Annotated in this window: 21 protein-coding genes; 12 read left to right on the top strand and 9 right to left on the bottom strand. The window is 72.9% G+C overall.

Going from position 1 to position 21,336, the window contains the following annotated elements:
• The first annotated feature begins 220 nt into the window (after window positions 1-220).
• Window positions 221-1,267 carry a glycoside hydrolase family 6 protein gene (locus tag ACWD02_RS29935; protein ID WP_451215730.1) on the top strand — a complete coding sequence of 349 codons (1,047 nt, stop codon included), beginning with the start codon at window positions 221-223 and terminating at the stop codon, window positions 1,265-1,267.
• A gap of 14 nt (window positions 1,268-1,281) precedes the next feature.
• Here ACWD02_RS29935 and ACWD02_RS29930 read toward each other — a convergent pair whose 3' ends face one another.
• Complete coding sequence (locus tag ACWD02_RS29930; protein WP_451215728.1) at window positions 1,282-1,701, bottom strand: RidA family protein; 420 nt, start codon at window positions 1,699-1,701, stop codon at window positions 1,282-1,284.
• A gap of 217 nt (window positions 1,702-1,918) precedes the next feature.
• Between ACWD02_RS29930 and ACWD02_RS29925 the strand changes: the two genes are divergently transcribed.
• The 3 genes from ACWD02_RS29925 to ACWD02_RS29915 are packed head-to-tail and all read left to right on the top strand — an operon-like array spanning window position 1,919 to window position 7,073.
• A complete protein-coding gene (locus ACWD02_RS29925) occupies window positions 1,919-5,098 on the top strand; it encodes a DEAD/DEAH box helicase (protein WP_451216013.1) in 3,180 nt (1,059 codons plus the stop codon).
• Window positions 5,095-6,456 (top strand): SWIM zinc finger family protein, encoded by a 1,362-nt coding sequence (locus tag ACWD02_RS29920; protein WP_451215726.1) that lies wholly within the window; start codon window positions 5,095-5,097, stop codon window positions 6,454-6,456. Before ACWD02_RS29925 ends, ACWD02_RS29920 begins: the two co-directional genes overlap by 4 nt.
• Window positions 6,457-6,509: 53 nt before the next feature.
• Window positions 6,510-7,073 (top strand): CchlQ, encoded by a 564-nt coding sequence (locus tag ACWD02_RS29915; RefSeq protein WP_451215724.1) that lies wholly within the window; start codon window positions 6,510-6,512, stop codon window positions 7,071-7,073.
• Between the two features lie 39 nt (window positions 7,074-7,112).
• On the opposite strand, the gene ACWD02_RS29910 is transcribed toward ACWD02_RS29915, so the two are convergent.
• Complete coding sequence (locus tag ACWD02_RS29910; protein ID WP_451215722.1) at window positions 7,113-7,385, bottom strand: winged helix-turn-helix transcriptional regulator; 273 nt, start codon at window positions 7,383-7,385, stop codon at window positions 7,113-7,115.
• A gap of 169 nt (window positions 7,386-7,554) precedes the next feature.
• Here ACWD02_RS29910 and ACWD02_RS29905 point away from each other — a divergent pair, with 169 nt between their 5' ends.
• Window positions 7,555-9,381, top strand: coding sequence for an FUSC family protein (locus ACWD02_RS29905; RefSeq protein WP_451215720.1), 1,827 nt, complete (start codon window positions 7,555-7,557; stop codon window positions 9,379-9,381).
• Between the two features lie 33 nt (window positions 9,382-9,414).
• Here the strand turns inward: ACWD02_RS29905 and ACWD02_RS29900 are convergent, their stop codons facing one another.
• Window positions 9,415-9,900 (bottom strand): DUF3574 domain-containing protein, encoded by a 486-nt coding sequence (locus tag ACWD02_RS29900; protein WP_451215718.1) that lies wholly within the window; start codon window positions 9,898-9,900, stop codon window positions 9,415-9,417.
• Window positions 9,901-10,208: 308 nt separating this feature from the next.
• Between ACWD02_RS29900 and ACWD02_RS29895 the strand changes: the two genes are divergently transcribed.
• Window positions 10,209-11,276, top strand: a complete 1,068-nt coding sequence (locus ACWD02_RS29895) for a phosphatidylinositol-specific phospholipase C domain-containing protein (protein ID WP_451215716.1) — start codon at window positions 10,209-10,211, stop codon at window positions 11,274-11,276.
• 27 nt (window positions 11,277-11,303) lie between these two features.
• Here the strand turns inward: ACWD02_RS29895 and ACWD02_RS29890 are convergent, their stop codons facing one another.
• Window positions 11,304-12,260, bottom strand: a complete 957-nt coding sequence (locus ACWD02_RS29890) for an endonuclease/exonuclease/phosphatase family protein (RefSeq protein WP_451215714.1) — start codon at window positions 12,258-12,260, stop codon at window positions 11,304-11,306.
• A gap of 105 nt (window positions 12,261-12,365) precedes the next feature.
• Here ACWD02_RS29890 and ACWD02_RS29885 point away from each other — a divergent pair, with 105 nt between their 5' ends.
• The 3 genes from ACWD02_RS29885 to ACWD02_RS29875 all read left to right on the top strand — a co-directional run bounded on the left by ACWD02_RS29885 (window position 12,366) and on the right by ACWD02_RS29875 (window position 14,860).
• Window positions 12,366-13,727 carry an amidohydrolase gene (locus ACWD02_RS29885; protein WP_451215712.1) on the top strand — a complete coding sequence of 454 codons (1,362 nt, stop codon included), beginning with the start codon at window positions 12,366-12,368 and terminating at the stop codon, window positions 13,725-13,727.
• 114 nt (window positions 13,728-13,841) lie between these two features.
• A complete protein-coding gene (locus ACWD02_RS29880; protein ID WP_451215710.1) occupies window positions 13,842-14,531 on the top strand; it encodes a DUF899 domain-containing protein in 690 nt (229 codons plus the stop codon).
• Window positions 14,532-14,647: 116 nt separating this feature from the next.
• Entirely contained in the window at window positions 14,648-14,860 is a 213-nt protein-coding gene (locus tag ACWD02_RS29875) for a hypothetical protein (RefSeq protein ID WP_451216010.1), read from the top strand.
• A gap of 39 nt (window positions 14,861-14,899) precedes the next feature.
• On the opposite strand, the gene ACWD02_RS29870 is transcribed toward ACWD02_RS29875, so the two are convergent.
• Complete coding sequence (locus ACWD02_RS29870) at window positions 14,900-15,385, bottom strand: hypothetical protein (RefSeq protein WP_451215708.1); 486 nt, start codon at window positions 15,383-15,385, stop codon at window positions 14,900-14,902.
• 30 nt (window positions 15,386-15,415) lie between these two features.
• Entirely contained in the window at window positions 15,416-15,841 is a 426-nt protein-coding gene (locus tag ACWD02_RS29865; RefSeq protein ID WP_451215706.1) for an ATP-binding protein, read from the bottom strand.
• Window positions 15,842-16,047: 206 nt separating this feature from the next.
• Here ACWD02_RS29865 and ACWD02_RS29860 point away from each other — a divergent pair, with 206 nt between their 5' ends.
• On the top strand, window positions 16,048-16,908 hold the full coding sequence (locus ACWD02_RS29860) for a helix-turn-helix domain-containing protein (protein ID WP_363208093.1): 861 nt from the start codon (window positions 16,048-16,050) through the stop codon (window positions 16,906-16,908).
• A gap of 93 nt (window positions 16,909-17,001) precedes the next feature.
• Entirely contained in the window at window positions 17,002-17,217 is a 216-nt protein-coding gene (locus ACWD02_RS29855) for a DUF397 domain-containing protein (protein WP_361188955.1), read from the top strand.
• A 109-nt stretch (window positions 17,218-17,326) separates the two neighbouring features.
• Here ACWD02_RS29855 and ACWD02_RS29850 read toward each other — a convergent pair whose 3' ends face one another.
• The 3 genes from ACWD02_RS29850 to ACWD02_RS29840 form a co-directional block, all read right to left on the bottom strand.
• On the bottom strand, window positions 17,327-18,817 hold the full coding sequence (locus ACWD02_RS29850; protein WP_451215704.1) for a glutamate synthase subunit beta: 1,491 nt from the start codon (window positions 18,815-18,817) through the stop codon (window positions 17,327-17,329).
• Between the two features lie 129 nt (window positions 18,818-18,946).
• Window positions 18,947-19,426 carry an anthrone oxygenase family protein gene (locus ACWD02_RS29845; RefSeq protein WP_451215702.1) on the bottom strand — a complete coding sequence of 160 codons (480 nt, stop codon included), beginning with the start codon at window positions 19,424-19,426 and terminating at the stop codon, window positions 18,947-18,949.
• 401 nt (window positions 19,427-19,827) lie between these two features.
• Window positions 19,828-20,529, bottom strand: coding sequence for a DUF2293 domain-containing protein (locus ACWD02_RS29840; protein WP_451215700.1), 702 nt, complete (start codon window positions 20,527-20,529; stop codon window positions 19,828-19,830).
• Between the two features lie 88 nt (window positions 20,530-20,617).
• Here ACWD02_RS29840 and ACWD02_RS29835 point away from each other — a divergent pair, with 88 nt between their 5' ends.
• The gene (locus ACWD02_RS29835) at window positions 20,618-21,250 is read left to right on the top strand and encodes a uridine kinase (protein WP_451215698.1); all 633 of its coding nucleotides are present in this window, start codon (window positions 20,618-20,620) and stop codon (window positions 21,248-21,250) included.
• The last annotated feature ends 86 nt before the right edge of the window (window positions 21,251-21,336 follow it).

The raw sequence follows: 21,336 nt of genomic DNA, 5'->3' as shown, positions 1-21,336 counted from the left end.
GTGGGTGGTCGGTTGTTCGGGGCCGGGGCGGGCGGGGCGTACGTATCAGGGGATACGCCAAGCGTCCACTGGGCGCGGGGACTTGGGGCGGCCGTCGGAGTGATTCTTCCGGTGATCTGTCGCCCGAGTGGCGGTGCGGGAGGCTTGGCGGCGGCCTGGCCACCGCAGACTCCGGGGAACGCGCCGGGCCGGTCCGGTGCCGAGCAACTGGAGGTGCCCGGTGTCGCAGTCGCAGCCGCCCTTCCGATCACCTGGCCGAGCCCGTTCCCGCCTCGCCCGGCTCATCGCCGCCACGCTCCTGGTGAGCGCGGCGGCGTCCGGCGCGGCCCAGGCCGACGGCGCCGGCGCCCGGGACGGGGACGGGCCCGCGTCCGCCCCGGCGGCCACCGAATTCTGGGTCGACCCGGACAGCGCCGCCGCCCGCCAGGTCACCGCATGGCGAAGCCAGGGCCGGACCGCCGACGCCGAGCTCATCCAGCGCATCGCGGGGCGCCCCCAGGCCGTCTGGCTGTACGCCGCCGACCCCGGGCCCACCGCCCGTGCGGTCACGCTCGCGGCAGCGGCCGCGCGGCGCACCCCCGTACTCGTCGCGTACTTCATCCCGCACCGCGACTGCGGCGACTACTCCAGTGGCGGGGCGGCGACCGCGGCGGAGTACCGGACGTGGGCCGACGAACTCGCCGCGGGCATCGGCGACCGCGCCGCGTACGTCATCGTCGAACCGGACGCCGTCGCGCAGGAGATCGCGGGCTGCGCGAAGGCCGACGCCGACGAGCGGTACGGCCTGCTCGCCTACCTCGTCGACCGGCTCAAGGCCCGCCCGCACACCAAGGTCTACCTGGACGCGGGCAACTCCGGCTGGATTCCCGACGAGCAGCGCCTCCTCGCCCCGCTGCGGCAGTCTGGGATCGACAGGGCCGACGGCTTCGCCGTCAACACGTCCAACTACCACACGAACGCCGAGAGTTCGGCGTACGGGCACCGCATCGCCGCGGCACTCGGCGGTGCCAAGCACTTCGTCGTGGACAGCAGCCGCAACGGCAACGGTGCCTACACGGGCGGCGGCGACGAGCCCTGGTGCAACCCCCCGGGCCGCGCCCTCGGCACCCCGCCCACCACCGCCACCGGGGACCCCGCTCTCGACGCCTACCTGTGGATCAAGCGGCCCGGCGAGTCCGACGGGACGTGCCGGGGCGGGCCGAAGGCGGGGCAGTGGTGGCCGGAGTACGCGCTGGGGCTCGCGAGCAGGGCACGGCAGGTCGGTTAAGTCGCTTAGGTCGGTTAGGGGCGCGGGTCCGGGACCACGGCCGTGGCGGTGATCTCGACCAGCTGGCCGGGGTAGCCGAGGCACGTCGTACCGAGCAGCGTCGAGGTGTGCGGGCCCTTCGCGAGCAGGTCGGAGGCGCGGATCACGTTCCATGCCTCGCTGAGCGGGCCGGGCTCGTCGCTCACGACGTACACCGTGCTGGCCACCACCTGCGTCAGATCACTGCCGATCGCGCGCAGGGCCTCGTCGAGGTTGGCGATGACCTGCCCGGTCTGGCGCGCCACGTCTCCCGCTCCGACGAGGTTGCCCTCGGGGTCCAGCGGCACGGACCCCGCCATGAAGGCGAGCGTGGTGCCGGCTTCGACGAGGGCGGCGTGGGCGTAGCCGGGCGGCGGGAAGAGGGTGGGCACGACTGTGCGCTGTGTGGTGGTCATGGGCCTGATCCTGGGGGAGCGGGGTGCGGGGGCGCATCCGAATTCCGCCGGGGCCGACGCCGCCGCCCGCCGCGGAGCGGCTGGCCTAGGCTGAGGTGCGGGAATGGCGCGCGAGTGACGGAGGGTGAGCGAGGTGGTGCACGTGAGGGCGGGGGTCGCCGCGAACACGGACGCCGCCGACGCCGAGCCTGCCGCCGAGCGGCTGCTCGCGGGGCTCGTGCGGTCGTGCGCCGCCGTGTTCCTTCCGGCCGCGGTGCCGAGGGAGGGGCGGATCGCGTTCTGGTCCCCGGAGGGTACTTCCGGAAGCGGTCTGGCCGGGGTTCGTGGCCTTGTCGGGGGCGGGGCGGCTGGTTCTGCGGGGGGTGGGGAATCCGGTGCCGCGGGGGCCAGGCCGCCTGGAGCTGCCGGGGGTGAGGAGCCTGGAGCCGGTGTGGCGGGGCCGTCCGGCGTTGTCGGGAGTGGAGCGCCTGGTGGTGGCGACGCCCGTTCTCTCGGTTCTGCCGGGGGCGGAGTGCCTGGTGCCGGTGTGGTCCACGAGGCCGGAGTCACGGCTGAGGCAGCCGCCGCTGGTGGCGTCGCCGGGCAGGGTGTGCCTCCCGGCGGGGAGAATCCGCTGACCCGTGCCGTCGGAGAAGAGATCGCCGTCGTACGCCGCCACGGCAAAGGCGTCCGTACGCGTACCGTCCCCGCGCTCACCCTGCCCGTGGCGGAGGCCCTCCCGCTGCTCCTGCGCGCAGCGCCCCTGCACCCCGCCGTGGCCTGCTGGGCCGCCGCAGCCCGGCATGCCCTGCACCTGGCGGCGCGGGGCAGGCTGCTGCCCGGCCTGACCGGCGGTGATCTCGACGCGTGGCGGGCGGGGCCGCTGGACACCGCCGATGTCACACAGCTGCGGGCCATCGCCGCGGCGATGCCGGCCGAGGCGCACGCCGTACCGCTGCCCGGCAGCAGGCCCCTCCTGCTCCCCGAGCCCTTCGCCCTGGTCAGGGCCTTCGTCGACGCCGTGGTGGACACCCTGCCGCGTACACCCGCCGCGGCGCACGCGGTCGGCGCGCCCTTCGCCGCGCGCGAGCCGCAGCGGCTGCCGGGCGCGCGGGAGTGGGCCGCGGAGGTGGCGGCCGGCATGGACGCCGGCGTACGCGTGTCGCTGCGGCTCGATCTTCAGGCGCACGAGGTGTTCGACGGGGCGACGGACGACGTACCCGGCGGCGTATACGACGACGCTCCGGACAGCGGGCGGGCAGGCGGCACCGGCGAGAGCATGGCGAGCCCGGCCGCTGCCGTCGTGCAGGTGCACAGCCTCGCCGACCCCACCCTCGTGGCGGACGCGGCCCAACTCTGGTCCGGCGCGGATCACTTCGGCCCGCGGGCCCGCGTGGACACGCTGCTCGCGGTGCGGCGTGCGGCCCGCGTATGGCCGCCGCTGACCCGCCTCCTGGAGCGGCCCCGCCCCGACGTACTCCCTTTGAGCGAGGGGGAGTTGTACGAACTCCTCGGCGCTGCGGCGACCCGGCTCGCCGCCGCCGGAGTGGCCGTGCACTGGCCCCGCGAGCTGACGCGCGGCTTGACGGCGACCGCGGTCGTACGTCCCGCACCCGGCACGGCGGCCGACAACTTCGACTTTTTCAAGACCGAGCAACTGCTCGAATTCCGCTGGCAGTTGGCGCTCGGAACGGAAGACGGCGAAGGCGACGGCACCGGGGGCCCGCTCACCGAGGCGGAGATGGACATCCTGGCGGAGGCGCACCGCCCCGTCGTACGCCTCCGTGACCAATGGGTCCTGGTCGACCCCGAACTCGTGCGCAAGGCGCGCAAGCGGGACCTGGGTCTCCTGGACCCGGTGGACGCGCTGTCCGTCGCGCTGACGGGAACGGCGGAGGTGGAGGGCGAGCGCGTCGAGGCGGTCCCGATCGGCGCCCTGGCCCGCCTGCGGGAACGCCTGACCGACGACCTGCGTACCGTCGCCCCACCGCCCGCGCTCGCCGCCACCCTCCGCGACTACCAGCTCCGGGGCCTCGCCTGGCTGGACCGCATGACGTCACTCGGCCTCGGCGGCTGCCTCGCCGACGACATGGGCCTCGGCAAGACGGTCACGCTGATCGCCCTCCACCTGCACCGGGCCAGGCCGGAGCCGACGCTCGTGGTCTGCCCGGCCTCGCTGCTCGGCAACTGGCAGCGGGAGATCGAGCGTTTCGCGCCGGGGGTCCCGGTGCGCCGCTTCCACGGGACGGGCCGCAGCCTGGACGGCGACCTGGCGGGCGGCTTCGTCCTGACGACGTACGGAACGATGCGTACGAGCTCCGCCGAACTCGCCGGCCAGCCCTGGGGATTGGTGGTGGCGGACGAGGCTCAGCACGTCAAGAACCCGCAGGCGGCGACGGCGAAGGCGCTCCGCACGATCCCGTCCGCGGCACGTGTCGCGCTCACCGGCACGCCGGTCGAGAACAACCTCTCCGAGCTCTGGGCCCTCCTTGACTGGACGACGCCGGGCTTGCTCGGCCCCCTCAAGTCGTTCCGGGCCCGCCACGCGCGACTGGCGGAGGGCGGCGAGTTCGCCGAGAACGACGAGGCGATGGCCCGCCTCGCCCGCCTGGTGCGCCCCTTCCTCTTGCGCCGCAAGAAGTCCGACCCGGGCATCGCCCCCGAGCTGCCCCCCAAGACGGAGACGGACCACCCGGTGACGCTCACCCGCGAACAGGCGTCGCTCTACGAGGCGGTCGTACGCGAGACCCTGGCCCGCATCGAGGCGGCCGAGGGCATCGCGCGCAGGGGCCTGGTCATGAAACTCCTGATGGCGCTGAAGCAGATCTGCAACCACCCTGCCCAGTACCTGAAGGACGGCGCGATCGCCACGCGCGCGGGCCGCTCGCGCTCGGGGAAGCTCGAACTCCTCGACGAACTGCTCGACACGATCCTGGCGGAGGACGGTTCCGTGCTGATCTTCACGCAGTACGTGGAGATGGCCCGCCTCCTCGAGTCGCACCTGTCACGGCGCGGCATCGGCACCCAACTCCTGCACGGGGGCACGCCGGTCAAGCGGAGGGAGGAGATGGTGGACCGCTTCCAGTCGGGCGAGGTCCCCGTGTTCCTCCTCTCCCTCAAGGCGGCGGGCACCGGCCTCAACCTCACCCGGGCGGGCCACGTCATCCACTACGACCGCTGGTGGAACCCGGCGGTGGAGGAACAGGCCACGGACCGCGCCTACCGCATCGGCCAGACCCAGCCGGTCCAGGTCCACCGCCTCATCACCGAGGGCACGGTGGAGGACCGCATCGCCGAACTCCTGGCGGCGAAACAGGCGTTGGCGGACGCGGTCCTCGGCGAGGGCGGCGAGTCGGCCCTCACGGAGCTGTCCGACGCGGAGCTGGCGGATCTGGTGTCGTTGCGGAGGGCGTCGTGAGGGGCGGTCGTGCCGGCGGGCGGGGGCCGGGTGGCGGCGGGCGGGGGCAGGGTGACGACGCGGCCCGCGCCGGGATGCCCCTCGCCGGTCGTGCTCGCGCCACGGGCGCAGGCCGCGTCTTCCCTCCCCTTCCCCAGCACCCCGACCCCCGGGCGCCGTTCGCCACCTCCTGGTGGGGTAACGCCTGGATCGGCGCACTGGAGGGGACGTCGCTCGACGCTGGGCGCCTCACCCGGGGCCGGGCCTACGCCCGGGAGGGGCACGTCGACACGATCACGGTGGCGCCGGGCCGCATCGTGGCGTACGTACACGGAAGCCGCCCGCGTCCGTACCGCGCCGAGATCCGTATGCGCACCCTCACGCCGGAGGACTGGGACCGGTTCCTGGACGCGGTGGCCACGGAACCGGCACACATCGCGGCCCTCCTGGACAAGGACATGCCGCACGCGCTGGTGGACGCGGCAGAGCGATCCGGCGTGCAACTCCTCCCAGGGCCGGGCGACTTGGTTCCCTCCTGCACCTGCCCGGACCATGGCCGCCCCTGCAAGCACGCGGCCGCGCTCACCTACCAGACGGCCAGACTCCTTGACGCCGACCCCTTCGTGCTCCTCCTCCTGCGCGGCGGGGACGAACAGGCGCTCCTCGACGAGCTGGCCCAGCGCAACGCGCAGCAGGCGGCCCGCGAGGAGTCCGCCACCACGCGGGGCGCGACCACCGAAGCGCTCCCCGGGACCCTGGCCCGGGACGTTCTGGCCACGGAGTACCGCCCCCCGCTCCCACCGCCGGTGGCGCCCCCCGCCCACCCGGGCGAACCCCCGCTCCTCCCGTCGGTCCCCGGCGCCCCCAGCCCCGCCTCCCTGGAGTTCCTGGCCACGGACACGGCGAACCGGGCCCACGCGTACCTGACCACCGGCGCGAACCCCTTCCCCGCCACCGACCCCTGGCACGACGCGGTCCGCCTCGCGGCCTCCCACCCCGGCCTCACGGGCCGCCGCAGCTTCAGCCGCCAGTTCGCGGAGCTGGCCACGTCGGTGGACCACACCCCGGCGGACCTCGCCCGCGCGGCGGCGGCCTGGCGCCAGGGCGGCGAGGAGGGCCTGGCGGCCCTGGAATCCCCGTGGGACCCCCCGGCGGGCCCGTTCGACCGGGCGAGGGGCGCGCTGCTCACGGCGGACCTCCCGCGCATGACGATCCACCGGAACCAACTCACGGACGCACAGGGCTCCTTGCAACTCCGCTTCGGCCGGGACGGCCGCTGGTACCCCTACCGGAGCGAGCCGGGGCGCGGCGACTGGTGGCCGGAGGGGGAGGCGGACGCGGATCCGGTGGGGGCCCTGACGGCGATGGTCGGACCGTAGGGCACAGTGGGCCGCGGCTCTCGTTGACGGAGCCCGGTAGAACTGGGGGAGCTGTGGACTGGGGAACGCTGGTCGCCGCGGTGGGCGGTGGTTTCATCGCCATCACCGGCACCGTTCTGGCCGACCACCTGCGTCACCGCCACGAGGCGGGCCGCGGCCTCAACGAGCGGCGGCGGGCGGTGTACATCGAGTTCATCAGCGCCGCGGAGGGGTGCCATTCCCGGCTGCGGCAGATCGCTCAGGCGCCCGGCGCGGCGGGAGGCGACGGAGCGGGCGACCTCGACGCGCTCACGCGCGCGGCGCTGACGGAGGCCACGATCTACGAGGTGCGGGAGAGACTCTTCATCGACGCGAGCTCCGCCGTCGCCGGCGCGGGGCAGGTGATGTTCGAGCGGCTCCGCGCGCTCCGCAAGGCGGTCGCGACCGGCGCCACGCAGACGTCACCCGCGTTCCATGCCGCCTACCACCCCTACATCGGAAGCGTCTGGAGCTACCGCGTCGCCGTACGCAAGGAACTCGACGGCCAGTCCCTCTCGCCCGAGGAGTTCGGCTGGTCCAGCTGGGACGGCAGGGACCGCTGCCCGCTGTGCTCGGGGGAGCCGCAGGACGGTGCGTGACGAGGACGCCGGTTGCCCTCGTCAGACGCTGTCGTTCCTTCAGTCCGAGTCGGGAATCGACTCGATCCGCTCCATGTGCTCCTCGCCCCACTCGCCCAGCGGCGCCATCGCCGCGTTGAGCGACTGGCCGAACTCCGTCAGGGAGTACTCCACCTTCGGCGGGACCTGGTGATAGGCCTCGCGGTGCACCAGACCGCTGTTCTCCATCTCCCGCAGCTGGAGGATCAGCATCCTTTCGCTGATACCGGGCACGGCTCGCCTCAACTCGCCGAAGCGTACGGGCCCTTCGTGGATCCTAGGCGTGCTCCGCACTCCGTGCCGCGTCCCGTGCTCTCGTGAACCGTCACATCGATGAAACGCGGCCGTTCCTCTTTCTCCGGAATCGGCGTTTACGGTTGGTCACAAGCCCAGGCCGATGTCGTCCGGTGGCGCTCACCCGTCCATGCCCGCCCGATGACGACACAGAAGCACGGTGAGTCCGGTGTTCCCGCACACAGCTTCCCTTCCGCCCTGGCTCGGCCACGCCCTGCGTGCGCAGCGTGGGCCCGTGCCGTGGCACGCCGTTCTGCGGGGGGCACTGGCGGCGGGGCCGTTGCTGGGGGCGGGCGTGGTCTGCGGACGGGTTTCCGTGGGGGTGGTGGCCGCGCTCGGGGCCATGCTGGCCGGGATCAACGACCGGCCAGGGAGCCGTCGGGTCGCCGTGCGGCGGCTCGGGGCGCCCGCGGTCGCCGGCGCGGGCGGGCTCGTTCTCGGGGCGTACGTCGTCGGAGCAGGGGGAGGGCCGTATCTGCTGCCTGTGGTGTTCGCCCTGCTCGGACTGGTCGCCGGGGCGGCAAGCGCCGTGGGGCCCGTCGCCTCCGCCGGTGGCACGCAGTTGCTCGTCGCCGCCGCCATCGGAGCGGGGATGCCGTTGCCCGAACCCGGCTGGCAGCGGGCGCTGTTCTTCCTGGGCGGAGCCGCGTGGCTGATCGTGCTGCGGCTCCTCCTGCCTTCCCCCGACAGCCGCACGACATTCGCCCGGCCCTACCGCCTCGACGGCGAACGCACCGCCGTGTCCGCCGTCTACGAAGCCGTCGCCGACCTTCTCGACTCCGCGGGCACCACCGACGCGACCGCCCGCCGCGCAGCCCTCACCGCCGCACTCGACCACGCCCAGGACGCCCTCTCCGGGCCGCGCCTGCGCAGGCACGCCGCCTCGACGGCCGAGCGGCGGCTGCATGCGCAGTACCTCGCCGCGCTGCCGCTCGGCGAGGCGGCGACCGCGCTCGCCTGGGCCGGTGAGCCGCTCCCGCCGCGCACGAGCGAGGGGCCGCGCCGCCTCGCCGCCGCCGTCCGCGACGGTGTTCCCAGCGGACCGCTGCCCGCGCCCGCCCGCTCCGGCGCCGGGCTCCGCGCCCTCGACGACGCGCTGCTGCACGCCGCCGAGGCCTTCGACAGCGGCACCGCCCGGCCCCCGCACGGCCGGCGGCGCGATCCCGTCGACGTACTGCGCACCGTGGCCGGGCCCGGCGGGCGCGAGTACGGCGTGCGGGTCGCGCTCTGCTTCGGGGCGAGCGCCGCGGTCGCGCAGGCCCTGCACCACCCGCACTGGTACTGGCTGCCCGCCACCGCCGTCTTCCTGGTCAAGCCCGACCTCGGGCCGCTGGTCTCACGCGTTCTGTGCCGCGCCGCCGGCACCGTCATCGGCGCGACGGTCTTCGCGGGGCTCGCCGCCCTGCTGCCACGCCCCGCCGGACTCGTCGCCGTCGTCGCCGTGTGCGGTGCGCTGATCCCCGTGGCCACCCGGCACTTCGCCGCCCAGACCGCCGTCGTCACGGTCCTCGTCCTCGCCCTGGTCATGGTGGGCGGGGAGCCGCAGGCCGCCCGGGGGCGGATCGGGGAGACGCTGCTCGCCTGCGGCATCGTCCTGCTCGTCGGGCATCTGCCGTGGCCCGTGCGGCGCGGCGGTCGCGTACAGGACCGGCTGACCGCCGCCCACACGTCCGCGCACGACTATCTGCGGCATGTCATGAGCGGCGCCCGCGACGGCGGGCCCGCGGGCACCGAGCACCGCGCCGCCCGGTGGGCCCTGCGGCGCGACGCCTACCGGACGCTGGCCGAGGCTCGCGCCGCGATCGACGTGGCGGCCGCCGAACTGCCCGCCCTGGCCCGGCACTCACAGGGCTCGGAGCGGGTGGCGGCCACCCTCGAACGCCTCGTCGACACCACGACCGCCTGCGCGGTGCACGTCGACGACACGGGACGCGTGCCGCGGCGGCACGCGGAGCGCCTCGACGCGCTGCTCGCGGAGCTCACCGCGGTGGCGTGACGGCGGGGGCCGGCGCCACGGGCCGGACGGGTCTCAGAAGTCCACCCGCAGCCGGTCGTCGAGTCGCGCCACCGAGTCCTGCGCGTACTTCTTCACGTAGTCCTCGCGGATGTCCTCGATCCGGGCGTCACGCTTGTGCGCCTGCGACGTCGGATACAGCAGGATCAGCTCGTACGAACGCTCACGCTCGACCCTGCCGTTCGAGTCCCGCCACTGGCCGCGGCCTTCCTGCACCGTGAGGCCGTCGGGGAACGACGGCGTCACCTCGTCGTCGATGAACCTCATGAACTGCTTGTCGGTCACATCGGGGCCGCCGTCGGGGCGCTCGGTCCCGAAGAGGAGACGGGTCTCGGTGTAGGCGTCACCCCGGGAGATCTGCGACGTGGTGGTCGTGCCGGGTGTGCGCGTTTCTGTGTCGAACGAGGCGTACGCGGCCGGTGCGCCGACGGCGATGACCGCCGCGGCGGCCGCGGTCACGGCGAGGCGGGTGCGGGAGATGGGGGAGAGGGCGCGGGGCATGGCGGCTGATCCCTTTCGGCGCGATTGATCAGGGATGGGTCAGGGATGGGGCAGGGATGGGGCAGGGTCGGATCGGGGGCTGCAGGGGCTTGGAACGCCTTGGCGCGTGGCGCGTGGCGTGTGGATCTCTGCGTACGGTGATCCATATCGGGCGCAGACGGTAGTCGACACGCCACGCTCCGCGCTCCCTCCCGTGCGGCACGCGGCTGGATCTCTCTCCCCTCCCGTAAGTCGCCGTCTTCCCATACGACACTCAACCCCCATACGTTGCGGGGGACTTGACCGGAGTGGCGGAGGGGACGGCGGACATGAGGGCACGGACCGGGGCGCGTACCGGGATACGTACGGGGGCAGGTCTCACCCTGGCGCTCGCGGCGGCAGGCGTACTGACGTTCGGAACCGCGGCCTCGGCCGCCGACGACCCGGCCCCGCAGTCGCCGTACGCGTCCACCACCGGCGTCGGCGTCCACAACGCCTACGAGAAGTCGAAGTACCCGTACTTCGCGGACGCGCTCGACTCCGGTGCGGGCATGCTCGAACTCGACGTGTGGACCAATGTGTTCGGCAGCGGCTGGCGGGTCTCGCACAGCAACCCCGTCGGCAACGACAACAACTGCGAGGACGCCGCGAGTCCGGCCGAATTGCGCACCAAGGCCCGCAACCAGAGCCTCGCCGGGTGCCTCACGGACATGAAGACCTGGCACGACGCCCACCCCGGCCACCGGCCCATCCTCCTCAAGGTGGAGCTGAAGGACGGCTTCCAGGGGAGGAACGGACGCGGGCCCGCCGACCTGGACACCCTCCTGAAGAGCAAGCTCGGGGACGCCGTCTACCGCCCCGGCCAGCTCACCGGAGGGCACGCCACCCTCGACGACGCCGTGCGGAGTGACGGCTGGCCCCGGCGCAGTGCCCTCGCGGGCAAGTTCATCGTCGAGCTGATCCCCGGCACCGTCGAACAGGGCAACCCGGCGGACACCCTGTGGACCGACCGCGAGTACGCCACCCATCTGCGCGACCTCAAGACCGCCGGGCGCCTGAACGATGCCGCCGCCTTCCCCGCCGTGCTCGGCGCCGAGGCGGGTGATCCGCGCGGGCGGTACACGGACGCGGCGATCCGGCCCTGGTTCGTGCTGTTCGACGGCGACGCGTCTAAGTACGCGGGCGGCACCATCGACACCAAGTGGTACGCCGACCGGCGCTATCTGGTCGTCATGTCCGACGCCCACAACGTCGCCCCGGCCATCGACGCGGTGCACCCGACCGAGGCGCAGGCCCGCGACCGCGTCGCCCTGCTCGCGCGGGGCAACGCCAGCATCATCTCGTCGGACTGGTACCCCCTGCCGGGCGTCCTGTCGACGGTGCTCCCGCGCGGCTGACCAGCACGGGCCGCCCGAACCCCGCGGCTAGCGTTCGATCCGTACCCACACCGGCGCGTGGTCCGAGCCCCTCGCGTCCCGCCGCTCCGCCGGATCCCCGTCCTCCACCGAGGGCAGCGCGGTCGCCGTCGCGCCCGGCACGCCCGTGCCCGCGGCCTTGACCAGGTTCAGGAAGCCGCGGCTCACCAGGACGTGGTCGATCAGCTCGCGGCGTCCCGCGTGGATACGGGAGTAGCGCTGCTCGGGCGGGATGAGCGGGGCCACGTTCCACAGCCGGTGCGCGTCGCCCTTGTCCGCCTTGTCGAAGCCCGGGGTACCGATCTCGGAGCCGGGCGGGCCCAGCAGGATCTGCGTCGTCGCCGCCGACACCTCGTCGTTCAGGTCGCCGAGCACGACGACGTCGTGCCGACGGCCGTCGCCCTTCAGGAGGCGGTCGGACAGCGAGCGCACCAGCGTGGCCTCCGCCGCACGCCGGTAGAGCGCGTACGCCCCGAAGCGGGCCCGCTCGCCCTCGTCCCGCGGCTGGAACCGGCCGTTGCCGTACGACAACAGCTTCGACTTCAGATGGCAGACGGCCACGTCGAAGAAGAAGGCGCGCGTCGTCACCGTCACCGCGAGGACCCCACGGCCCGCGCGCGTCACCGGCCTGCCCGCGTCACCGGACTGGACCGGGCGCAGCGGTTCGGGGAAGCGGTCCTCGTCGGCCACGACGAACACCGGCAGAGTGCTGAGGAAGCCGACGCGGGTGCCGCGCTCGTCCGCGTGCTCCGAGAGCGTGGTGTGCCAGGTGCCCTCCAGCATCCCGGCCAGATCCGACAGGGCCTCCGGGTCGCCGACCTCCTGCACGCCGAGCACGCTCGGGTTCAGCGCCTTGATCGTCGCCGCGAGAGAGGCCAGCTTCGCCTCGTACGCGGCCTTGTCCTTGGGCCCGAACTTTCCGCCGGGCCGGTAGAGGTTCTCCAGGTTCCAGGTGCCGACGAGCATGACGGGCTCCAACTGTTCGGCGTGGTCGGCGGGTTGACGTCAGCGTGCCCGCGAAACCGGTGACGCGACAGGGCACGGGATGCGCACTCGCCGTACCTTGAAGAGATGACGCCGCCTCCCGCGCACGGCCCCGCCGATCTCGTCATCACGGGCTGCACGGCCCTCGTCCACGACACGGAAGGCCGGGTCGGTTTCCTCGACGACGCCGCCGTCGTCGTCCGCGACGGTCGCATCGACGCCGTCACCACCACCCCCGACGTCGCCGGGCTCCGGGCCGCCGAACGCATCGACGCACGCGGTCAGGTGGCCCTGCCGGGTCTGATCAACTGCCACACGCACACGCCGATGGTGGCGCTGCGCGGCCTCGCCGAGGACCTGCCGGCGCACGAGTGGTTCAACGACTGGATCTGGCCCATCGAGTCCAACCTGACCGAGCGAGTCGTCGGGCTCGGCGCACGGCTCGCCTGCGCCGAGATGATCCGGGGCGGTGTGACGACCTTCGCCGACCACTACTTCGCGATGGACACCGTCGCCGACGTCGTGGCGGAGAGCGGTCTGCGCGCGAACCTCGGTGCCGCGTTCTTCTCCTCGCAGGGGCCCGAGGGCCGCGCCGCCTCCCTGGAGTTCGCGCTACGGCAACGCGGCGCCGCCGACGGCCGCGTCACCACCTCGCTCGCCCCGCACGCCCCGTACACCGTCGACGACGCGGACCTCGCCGCGACCGCGGAACTCGCCCGCGAACACGGCCTCATGGTCCATCTGCACGCCGCCGAGAACCGCGCCCAGACCGACAACAGCCTGGAGCGCCACGGCCGCACCCCCATCGAGATCCTGCACCGCGCGGGACTGCTCGACGTCGACGTCCTCATCGCCCACGGCACCGGCATCCTCGACCGCGACCTGCCCGTCCTGCGGCAGGCCACGGGGCGTGTCGCCGTGGCGTCCGCGCCCCGCGGCTACATGAAGTTCGGCTGGGACACCACGCCGGTGCGCGCCCTGAGCGACGTCGGCATCCCCGTCGGGCTCGCCACGGACGGTGCCGCGTCGAACAACACCCTGGACGTCTGGGAGTCGATGACGCTCACCGCACTGGTCCAGAAGTCCACGCGACGCGACCCGGCCTGGCTGACCGCACGCCAGGCACTCGATCACGCCACCCTGCAGAGCGCGCGAGCCGTCGGCCTGGGCGAGGAGATCGGCAGCCTCGCGCCGGGCCGCCGCGCCGACATCGTCCTCGTCGATCTCGCGGGGCCCCACACCCAGCCCGTGCACGACCTCGCGGCCACGCTGGTGCACAGCGCCCGTTCGGCGGACGTCACCACGACGATCGTCGACGGGCGGATCCTGATGCGCGACCGGCGGCTGCTGACCCTCGACGTACCGGACATCGTCGCGGAGTTGGGCGCCGAGCTGCCCGCCCTCATCGACCGCAGCCATGGCAAGCGGATCCAGGAGTACGAGGGCTGAAAGATTCCCCGAAGTTTCTTCGCCGCGACCGATGAGTTCCGATGACCGCGCGGGTCACCCCTCGCAGACGTACGGATCCGAGGGGCGGGCCCGTGCAGGAGGGACTGAGGGACCATGCGACTTCCCGACATCGTCACGCGCGAGGAATGGCTCGCCGCGCGCCAGGAACTGCTGGCCAAGGAGAAGGCGGCGACACGGGCGCGTGACGCGCTCAACGCCGAGCGGCGGCGGCTTCCGATGGTCGAGATCGGCAAGGAGTATCTCTTCGACGGTTCCGACGGCAAGGCCACGCTGTTCGACCTCTTCGACGGTGACTCCCAACTGATCGTCTATCACTTCATGTTCGCCCCGGAGTGGGACGCGGGCTGCCGCAGCTGTTCGGCCTTCCTCGACCAGATCGGGCATCTGGCCCATCTGCGGGCCCGCAGCACGAACTTCATCGCCGTGTCCCGCGCGCCCTTCACCAAGATCCTGCCCTTCAAGGCCCGGATGGGCTGGACGGTGCCGTGGTACTCCTCGCACGGCAGCGACTTCAACCACGACTTCGACGCCACCGTCGGCGAGGGAGAGGAGTCCTTCGAGCAGCCGGGCCTCAGCTGCTTCCTGCGGGACGGCGACCGCGTCTTCCACACGTACTCGACGTACGCCCGCGGCACCGACTGGGTCGCCTCCTATTCGAGCCTCCTGGACCTCACCGCCCTCGGCCGGCAGGAGGAGTGGGAGGAGCCCAAAGGCCGGGCGACCGGACTCGGGGCGCCCGCGGGCAGCGACCGGCTCAGGTATCACGACGAGTACGAGATGTGAGGAACCGGTACAACCAGGTGTCAGGTCCGTCACGTTGCGAGTCCTTTCCGCCCCTCGGCGCGTTCTTCTCCGAAAGAGTCCATAAGGACTGCCAACGGGGGAACAGAAGGACGATGATGAACAGCCGAGTCGTACTTGAACGCTTTCCGGCCGGTGGGCCGCGAGGATCGTGGCCCGCGGAGGACTTCGCGCGGGCCCGCCGCATGGAAGGGCAGCGGGCGGAGGTCGTGATGGACCTCGCGTCGGACGCCTTCCTGGTGATCGTGCGCGAGCCCGTGGCACGCGAGTCCGCCGTCACCGACCTGTCGGAGATAGCCGCCGCGGCATAGGGGATCTACGGGTGCACGTCGCTTCCGGGGTTCCGGGGTTCAGGCCCGCACGGCCCGTGACCATCCCGGTGTGGTGCCCGTGGCCCTGCACCACGCCAGATACAGGGGAATGGGCGGCGTATACGGAACCTCGCCGCCCGAAGGGCTGTGGATCAGCGAGGGAGCGCTCCGGGCGCCCGGCACCACGGCTCCCGCGGCGTAATAAGCGGGCGAAGGCCATTCGAGTGCGACATCGGAGTCCGCGGGGACGATCCACCACCACCGTGCCGCGGCCGGGTCCCCGGCATCCCCGGCGTCCTCGTACACACACCCCACGCGCGGCAGCCGCGCCATCAGCCGGGGTCCGAACCGTGCGGGCACCGAGACCGCGTCGCACCCCAGGGGCTGCGACATCCCGGCCGGCACGGCGAGCCGTGTCGGCGCCGGTGGGGAGGCGGCGGCGGACCGCCTCCGTTCGAGGCGGACCAGCGTGTCCAGGTCCAACAGCCGCCGCACCGTCACCGCGCTCACACGCCCCCTGTCCACGTCGTCCTCACGCCCGCACCCTCCGTCACGTCATGCCCGCAGTTCCGCCCATACGGTGAGACCGGCGCCTGGGCCCTCGTCACGCACGCCCCACGCGTTGCTCACCGCCTCGACGAGAAGCAATCCCCTCCCGTGCTCCTCGTCGGTGTCGGGCCCTTCCTGGGCGGGCCGCGGGACACCCGATCCGTATCCATCGTCACGCACAGCTATGCGCAGTGACCCGGGCTTGGTGCAGAGCTCGCAGACGATGCGGTGACTCGCCGTGTGCACGATCGCGTTCGTGACCAGCTCGGAGACCACCAGGGCCGCGGCGTCGCGGCAGTCCTCGCCTATCTCCCAGCCCAGGAGCTGGGCGTTCGCCAGCCGTCTGGCCTGTGCGGCGGAGCCTGGCCGTGGCACCAGCGCGAAGCTGACGCAGAGCTCGGAGCCGCTCTCGACCCACGCGTCGGCGGACATGCCAACAGGGGCTTCGGCGGCAGCTGTGTGTAACGGCGCGGGCGGAGTCACGCCATCCACTATCGCCCCGCCGGGAACACCTTGGCAAGACCCACTCTGAAAAGTGCACAGTGGCGTGTTCCTTCGAGACCGCACGTGGCACACTGCTGGCAACGGCTCCAGGTGCGGAGTGAATTGGCATGTCATGGAGTACGTGGAGGTAGGACGTGAGCGAACCGCGGTCCGCGCCGACCGTCGGCCAGGTCGTCCTAGGCCGTCGTTTGCAGGACCTGCGTGAGCGCGCGGGCCTCAAACGAGAGGAGGCCGCGCGGATTCTCCGCGTGGCCCCCGCCACGGTCCGCCGCATGGAGATGGCAGAGGTCGCGCTCAAGATCCCGTATCTCCAGCTCCTCCTGAAGTCCTACGGCGTCGGCGACGACGAGGCGGACGCCTTCGTGACGCTCGCCGAGGAGGCGAACAAGCCGGGCTGGTGGCAGCGGTTCCACGACATCCTGCCGGGCTGGTTCAGCATGTACGTCAGCCTGGAGGGGGCCGCCAGCCTCATCAGGTCCTACGAACCGCACTTCGTGCCGGGTCTGCTGCAGACCGAGGAGTACGCACGAGGTGTGATGCGCTCCGGAGCGATCGGCCAGACCAACCCCGAGGACATCGAGCGGTATGTGGCGCTGCGCATGGAGCGCCAGTCGCTGCTCACCCGCGAGGACGCGCCACGGGTCTGGGTCGTGATGGACGAGACCGCCCTGCTCAGACCGGTGGGCGGTCCCGAGGTGATGCGCGAGCAGATCGACAAGCTCCTCGAAGCCGTCGAACTACCTCATGTGACCCTGCAGATCGCGCCGTTCGCGGCGGGTCCGCACCCGGGCACGTACGGACCGTTCGTGCTCTTCCGCTTCGCCATGGCGGAACTGCCGGACATGGTCTACAGCGAGTACCTGACCGGCGCCGTCTATCTGGACGCGCGCACCGAGGTGGCGACCCACCTCGAGGTCATGGACCGCATGGCGGCGCAAGCCGCGACGGCACATCGCACAAAGGAGATCCTCCGGGATCTCCGCAAGGAGCTGTGAATGGATCGACACCGAGCCGGTACGCGACCCGGGTCCAAACCCGGAGCCGGGACCCGTCCCGATTCCCGGGACGACTCCCGGATCTACAACGGCATGCCCGCCCGTGAACTCGGCAGCGAGGGCTGGCACAAGCCGTGGAGCGGTGGCAACGGCGGCAACTGCCTGGAGGCCATGAAGCTGGCCGACGGCCGGGTGGCGGTCCGCCAGTCGGCAGATCCGGACGGCCCGGCGCTGATCTACACGTACGGCGAGATCAACGCGTTCATCCAGGGGGCGAAGGCGGGGGAGGCCGACTTCCTGCTGTCGTGAGCCGTCGTTCCGGTCCGCCGCGGCCGCGGGCGGCAAGCTCAGGAACGGCGGGCTCGGGAGCGGCGGGCTCGGGAGCAGCGGGCTCGGGCGGCGGGTTCGAGCGGCGGGCTCAGGCGGTCATCGGCCGGTCGTAGGGGCCGATCGGTGCCGTGAGGTCGGTCGCGCCGGTCAGCCATCGGTCGACCGCGGCGGCGGTCGCGCGGCCCTCGGCGATGGCCCAGACGACCAGTGACTGGCCGCGGGCCGCGTCGCCGGTCGCGAAGACCCCCGGCACGTTGGTCGCGAAGTCCGCGCCGCGCGCGAGGGTGCCGCGGGCATCGACGTCCAGGCCGAGCTGGTCGACCAGACCGCCCGCGGTCCGCTCGGGCCCGGTGAAGCCGAGCGCGAGCAGCACCAGATCGGCGGGGAGCTCACGGGTGGTGCCGGGGCGGGGGCGGCGTTCCGCGTCGACCTCGGTCAGGTGCAGGGCGGTCACTCGGCCCGCCGCGTCGCCGGTGAAGCGCAGAGTGGACGCGGCGAACAGCCGCGCGTCGGCGTGCGCGGCGGGGGCCGTACGCAGCTCGCCCGCCTCCTCGTGGGCGGGGGAGACGCGGTAGATCTTCGGGTACGTCGGCCAGGGCTCGGCCAGCTCGTCGCGTGCGTCACCGGGCCGCCCGTAGATGTCCAACTGCGTGACGGACGCGGCCCCTTCGCGGATCGCGGTGCCCAGGCAGTCCGCTCCGGTGTCCCCGCCGCCGACGATCACGACGTGCTTTCCGGCGGCGGTCAGCGGGGATGCGTCGAGGTCTCCCTCGCAGACGCGGTTGGCCAGCGGAAGGTACTCCATGGCCTGGTGGATGCCGCTCAACTCCCGGCCGGGTACGTCGAGTTCGCGCCACGCGGTGGCGCCGGTGGCGAGCACCACCGCGTCGTGCCTGGTCCGCAGCTCGGCGGCGCCGATGTCCTGCCCGACCGCGACGGACGTACGGAAGACCGTTCCCTCGTCCCGCAGTTGCGCGAGCCGCCGCTCCACGTGGTGCTTCTCCATCTTGAACGCGGGGATGCCGTACCGCAGGAGCCCGCCCGCGCGGTCGTCGCGCTCGTACACGACGACGGTGTGTCCGGCGCGCGTCAGCTGCTGTGCGGCGGCGAGTCCGGCCGGTCCGGAGCCGACGACGGCGACCGTCCTGCCGGAGTGCCGGCCTGGGGTGCGGGGCGTGTTGAGGCCGTCCGCCCAGGAGCGGTCGGCGATGGCCGCCTCGACGTTCTTGATGGTCACCGCGGGCTGGTTGATCGCGAGGACGCAGCCCGATTCGCAGGGGGCGGGGCAGAGGCGGCCGGTGAACTCGGGGAAGTTGTTCGTGGCGTGCAGCCGGTCCGCGGCGGCCCGCCAGTCGGCGCGCGAGACGAGGTCGTTCCAGTCGGGGATGAGGTTGCCCAGCGGGCAGGCCTCGTGGCAGAAGGGGATGCCGCAGTCCATGCAGCGGTCGGCCTGCCGTTCGACGATGGGCAGCAGCGCGCCGGGGGCGTACACCTCGTCCCAGTCCTTGACCCGCTCGCCGACGGACCGGCGCGGCCATTCCTGACGGGTGGTGGTGAGGAAGCCTCTGGGGTCGGCCATGGCCGTCTCCCTCGGGTGCTTTCGCAGGCTTTCGGCCACTGTACGTCGGGAGGGCGGGGCGGGCATGTTCGCGGGGGCGGGGTAGGGCAGGTCAGGGCAGGGGCTTCGGCCTGGGCGTTCTCGCCCGGTTCAGGTCAGGGCGAGGATGAAGGACGCCGAGGCGGCCAGGGATGCGGCGACGCGAATGTGGTTCCACATGGTCCACTCACGCACGTACGTACGCCAGTGGTCCGCGCTCTCCGGTGCCTGCGGGTCGAGCTTGGCGAGGGCGTCGTTGCGGGGGACGTTCGCGGCGATGGTGACCCCGAACGAGCCGAACAGATACAGCGCGGCCCCCACCAGCAACTCGACGGTGCCGTCGTCGGGCCAGAGCACGAAGGTGACGACGGCGACGACCGCGCTGAGGCCGGCGGCGCCCATGAACACGGTCATGAACCCGGCGGTGACCGCCTTGACGTTGATCGACTGCATGGCCGCGATGCCCTGCGCCGGGGGCAGGGCGGCGAGGCCCTGCATCACGAAGGTCGAGAACGCGACGAACGCGCCCGCGACCAGGCCGCAGGCGAGCGCGCCCAGCACGACCAGCACAAAGTACGGTCCCTCGATCATGGCAACTCCCGCGTTGTGTAAGGCAGCCGACAGGTGAGCGAGCCGCAGTGATCCTCCATGGCGCGGCCCCGCACCACAAGTGAATTGCCCGGACGGGCCCCTGGGCCATACGCGGGGCCCGCGTCCGCATACGCGGACGTCCGGGGTGATCGGGTGGTCGGGCGGAAGCGTCCGCCGCTGGGCGGCGGGCCCGGAGGCGTTCAGGCGGGGGCGATGCTCCAGGGCGGGCGGAGAAGTCTGCCGTTGGGCGGGCCCGGAGGCGTTCGGACCGCTACGCCCTCGCGGTGGTGGCCAGGCTCCTGAGGCTCCTGCCGGGGCCGTAGCGTCGGATGGACCGCGGGGGTGGTCCGGCGCGGCGGCGTCCGGGCGGGGGTGACGTTCCGGGGCGGCCCCGGAGGCGTTCAGACCGCTACGCCCCCGCGGCGGTGCCCAGGTTCCTGCCAGGACCGTAGCGTCGCCTCGACCGCCGGGGTGATTCGGCGTCGGGCCTCCCCGCGAGGGACCCCGCTCATGAGGAGTCGGTCGTACGGCGTCTCCGTGTGCCGGACGGCGGCCACCACCGCGGCCGTCACCGCGGACGCCGACAAGGCCCGGCCCGCCGCACTCCGGCCCACCCGCCCACTGCCCCGCACGGACGCGTGCGCGGCGATCGCCCGGCACCGCTCATCACGGCACCCCGGAAAGAGCCGCCGTATCTCCTCCGCGAAGGCGGCGGTGAAGCGGACGTCCTCCAAGGCCCGGCGCGCAGCGTCCCGTGCCCGGCGGCGAGCCCTCGCCTCCGCGTCCGCGAGGCACCGCTCCTCGGCCCGCGCGAGCGCCGGCTCCTCGACGAGCACGCCCTGCCGCTCGTACCGGCCCTGGCGTCGGTTGAGGCGGACGACCACCGCCGACAGCCCGCTCCCCTCGCGGGCCCGACGCGTCAGCGCGGTGTCGCCGCGTGGCAGGAAGACGAGATGACCCAGGTCGGCGCAGTCCAGGCAGCGCGGCTCGGATTCCTGGACGACCAGGAGGGAGAGCGGCCCGCCGCGGCACTCCGCACAGTGCCGCCGCTTGAGGGGCTGGATGGCGAGAAGTGCTTTCCGGGCGAGGGGGGTTGGTGCCATGCAGAAATGATTCCCCCGAACGGCCGGGGCTATCGCCGCGGAGCGAGGCCCGACGCCACGGCAGGAAGCGCGCGGCATCATGGGACGGGTGCGACTCGAAGCGATCACCTGGGACCGGCTCACGGACACCCTCGCCGACCGGCTGCTCGACCTGAAGACCGCCGACGCGAGCCCATGGCCCCGCGTCGCCTTCGACGGGGCCCCGGCGGGCAGGCCGGGCGAGCTGGCCCGCAGCGTGGCCGACGCGCTGCGGGTGCGCGGGCGGTCCGCGCTCGTCGTCGGAACGGAAGGCTTCCTGCGCCCCGCCTCACTGCGCCTCGAACACGGGCACGAGGACGTGGAGGCGTACTACAGCGGCTGGTACGACACCGGCGCCCTGTGGCGCGAGGTCTTCGGGCCGCTGGACCCGGACGGCACGGGGCGCGTACTGCCTGACCTGTGGGACCCGGAGTCGGACCGCGCGACGCGCAGCCCGTACGTACAACTGCGGCCCGGAGCAATGCTGTTGCTGCACGGTCCGCTCCTGCTCGGCCACTGGTTCCCCTTCGACCTGACGGTCCACACGAGCCTCTCTTCGGGCGCCCTGCGGCGACGTACGGCGCAGAGCGAGCGGTGGACCCTGCCCGCCTTCGAGCGGTATGAGACGGAGACGGACCCAGGCGCGGTGGCCGATGTCGTCGTACGCGCGGACGACCCCCGGCATCCGGCCTGGAACGGCTGAGACGGTGAACGCCCGCAATCGCGAACACCGGCGAGGGAACGTTCAGCGAGAATCCCCGACCCCTTGAATCCCCGACCCCTTGAATC

The organism is Streptomyces sp. NPDC002853, from assembly GCF_053591915.1.
This window is presented reverse-complemented; position numbering and strand designations above follow the sequence as displayed.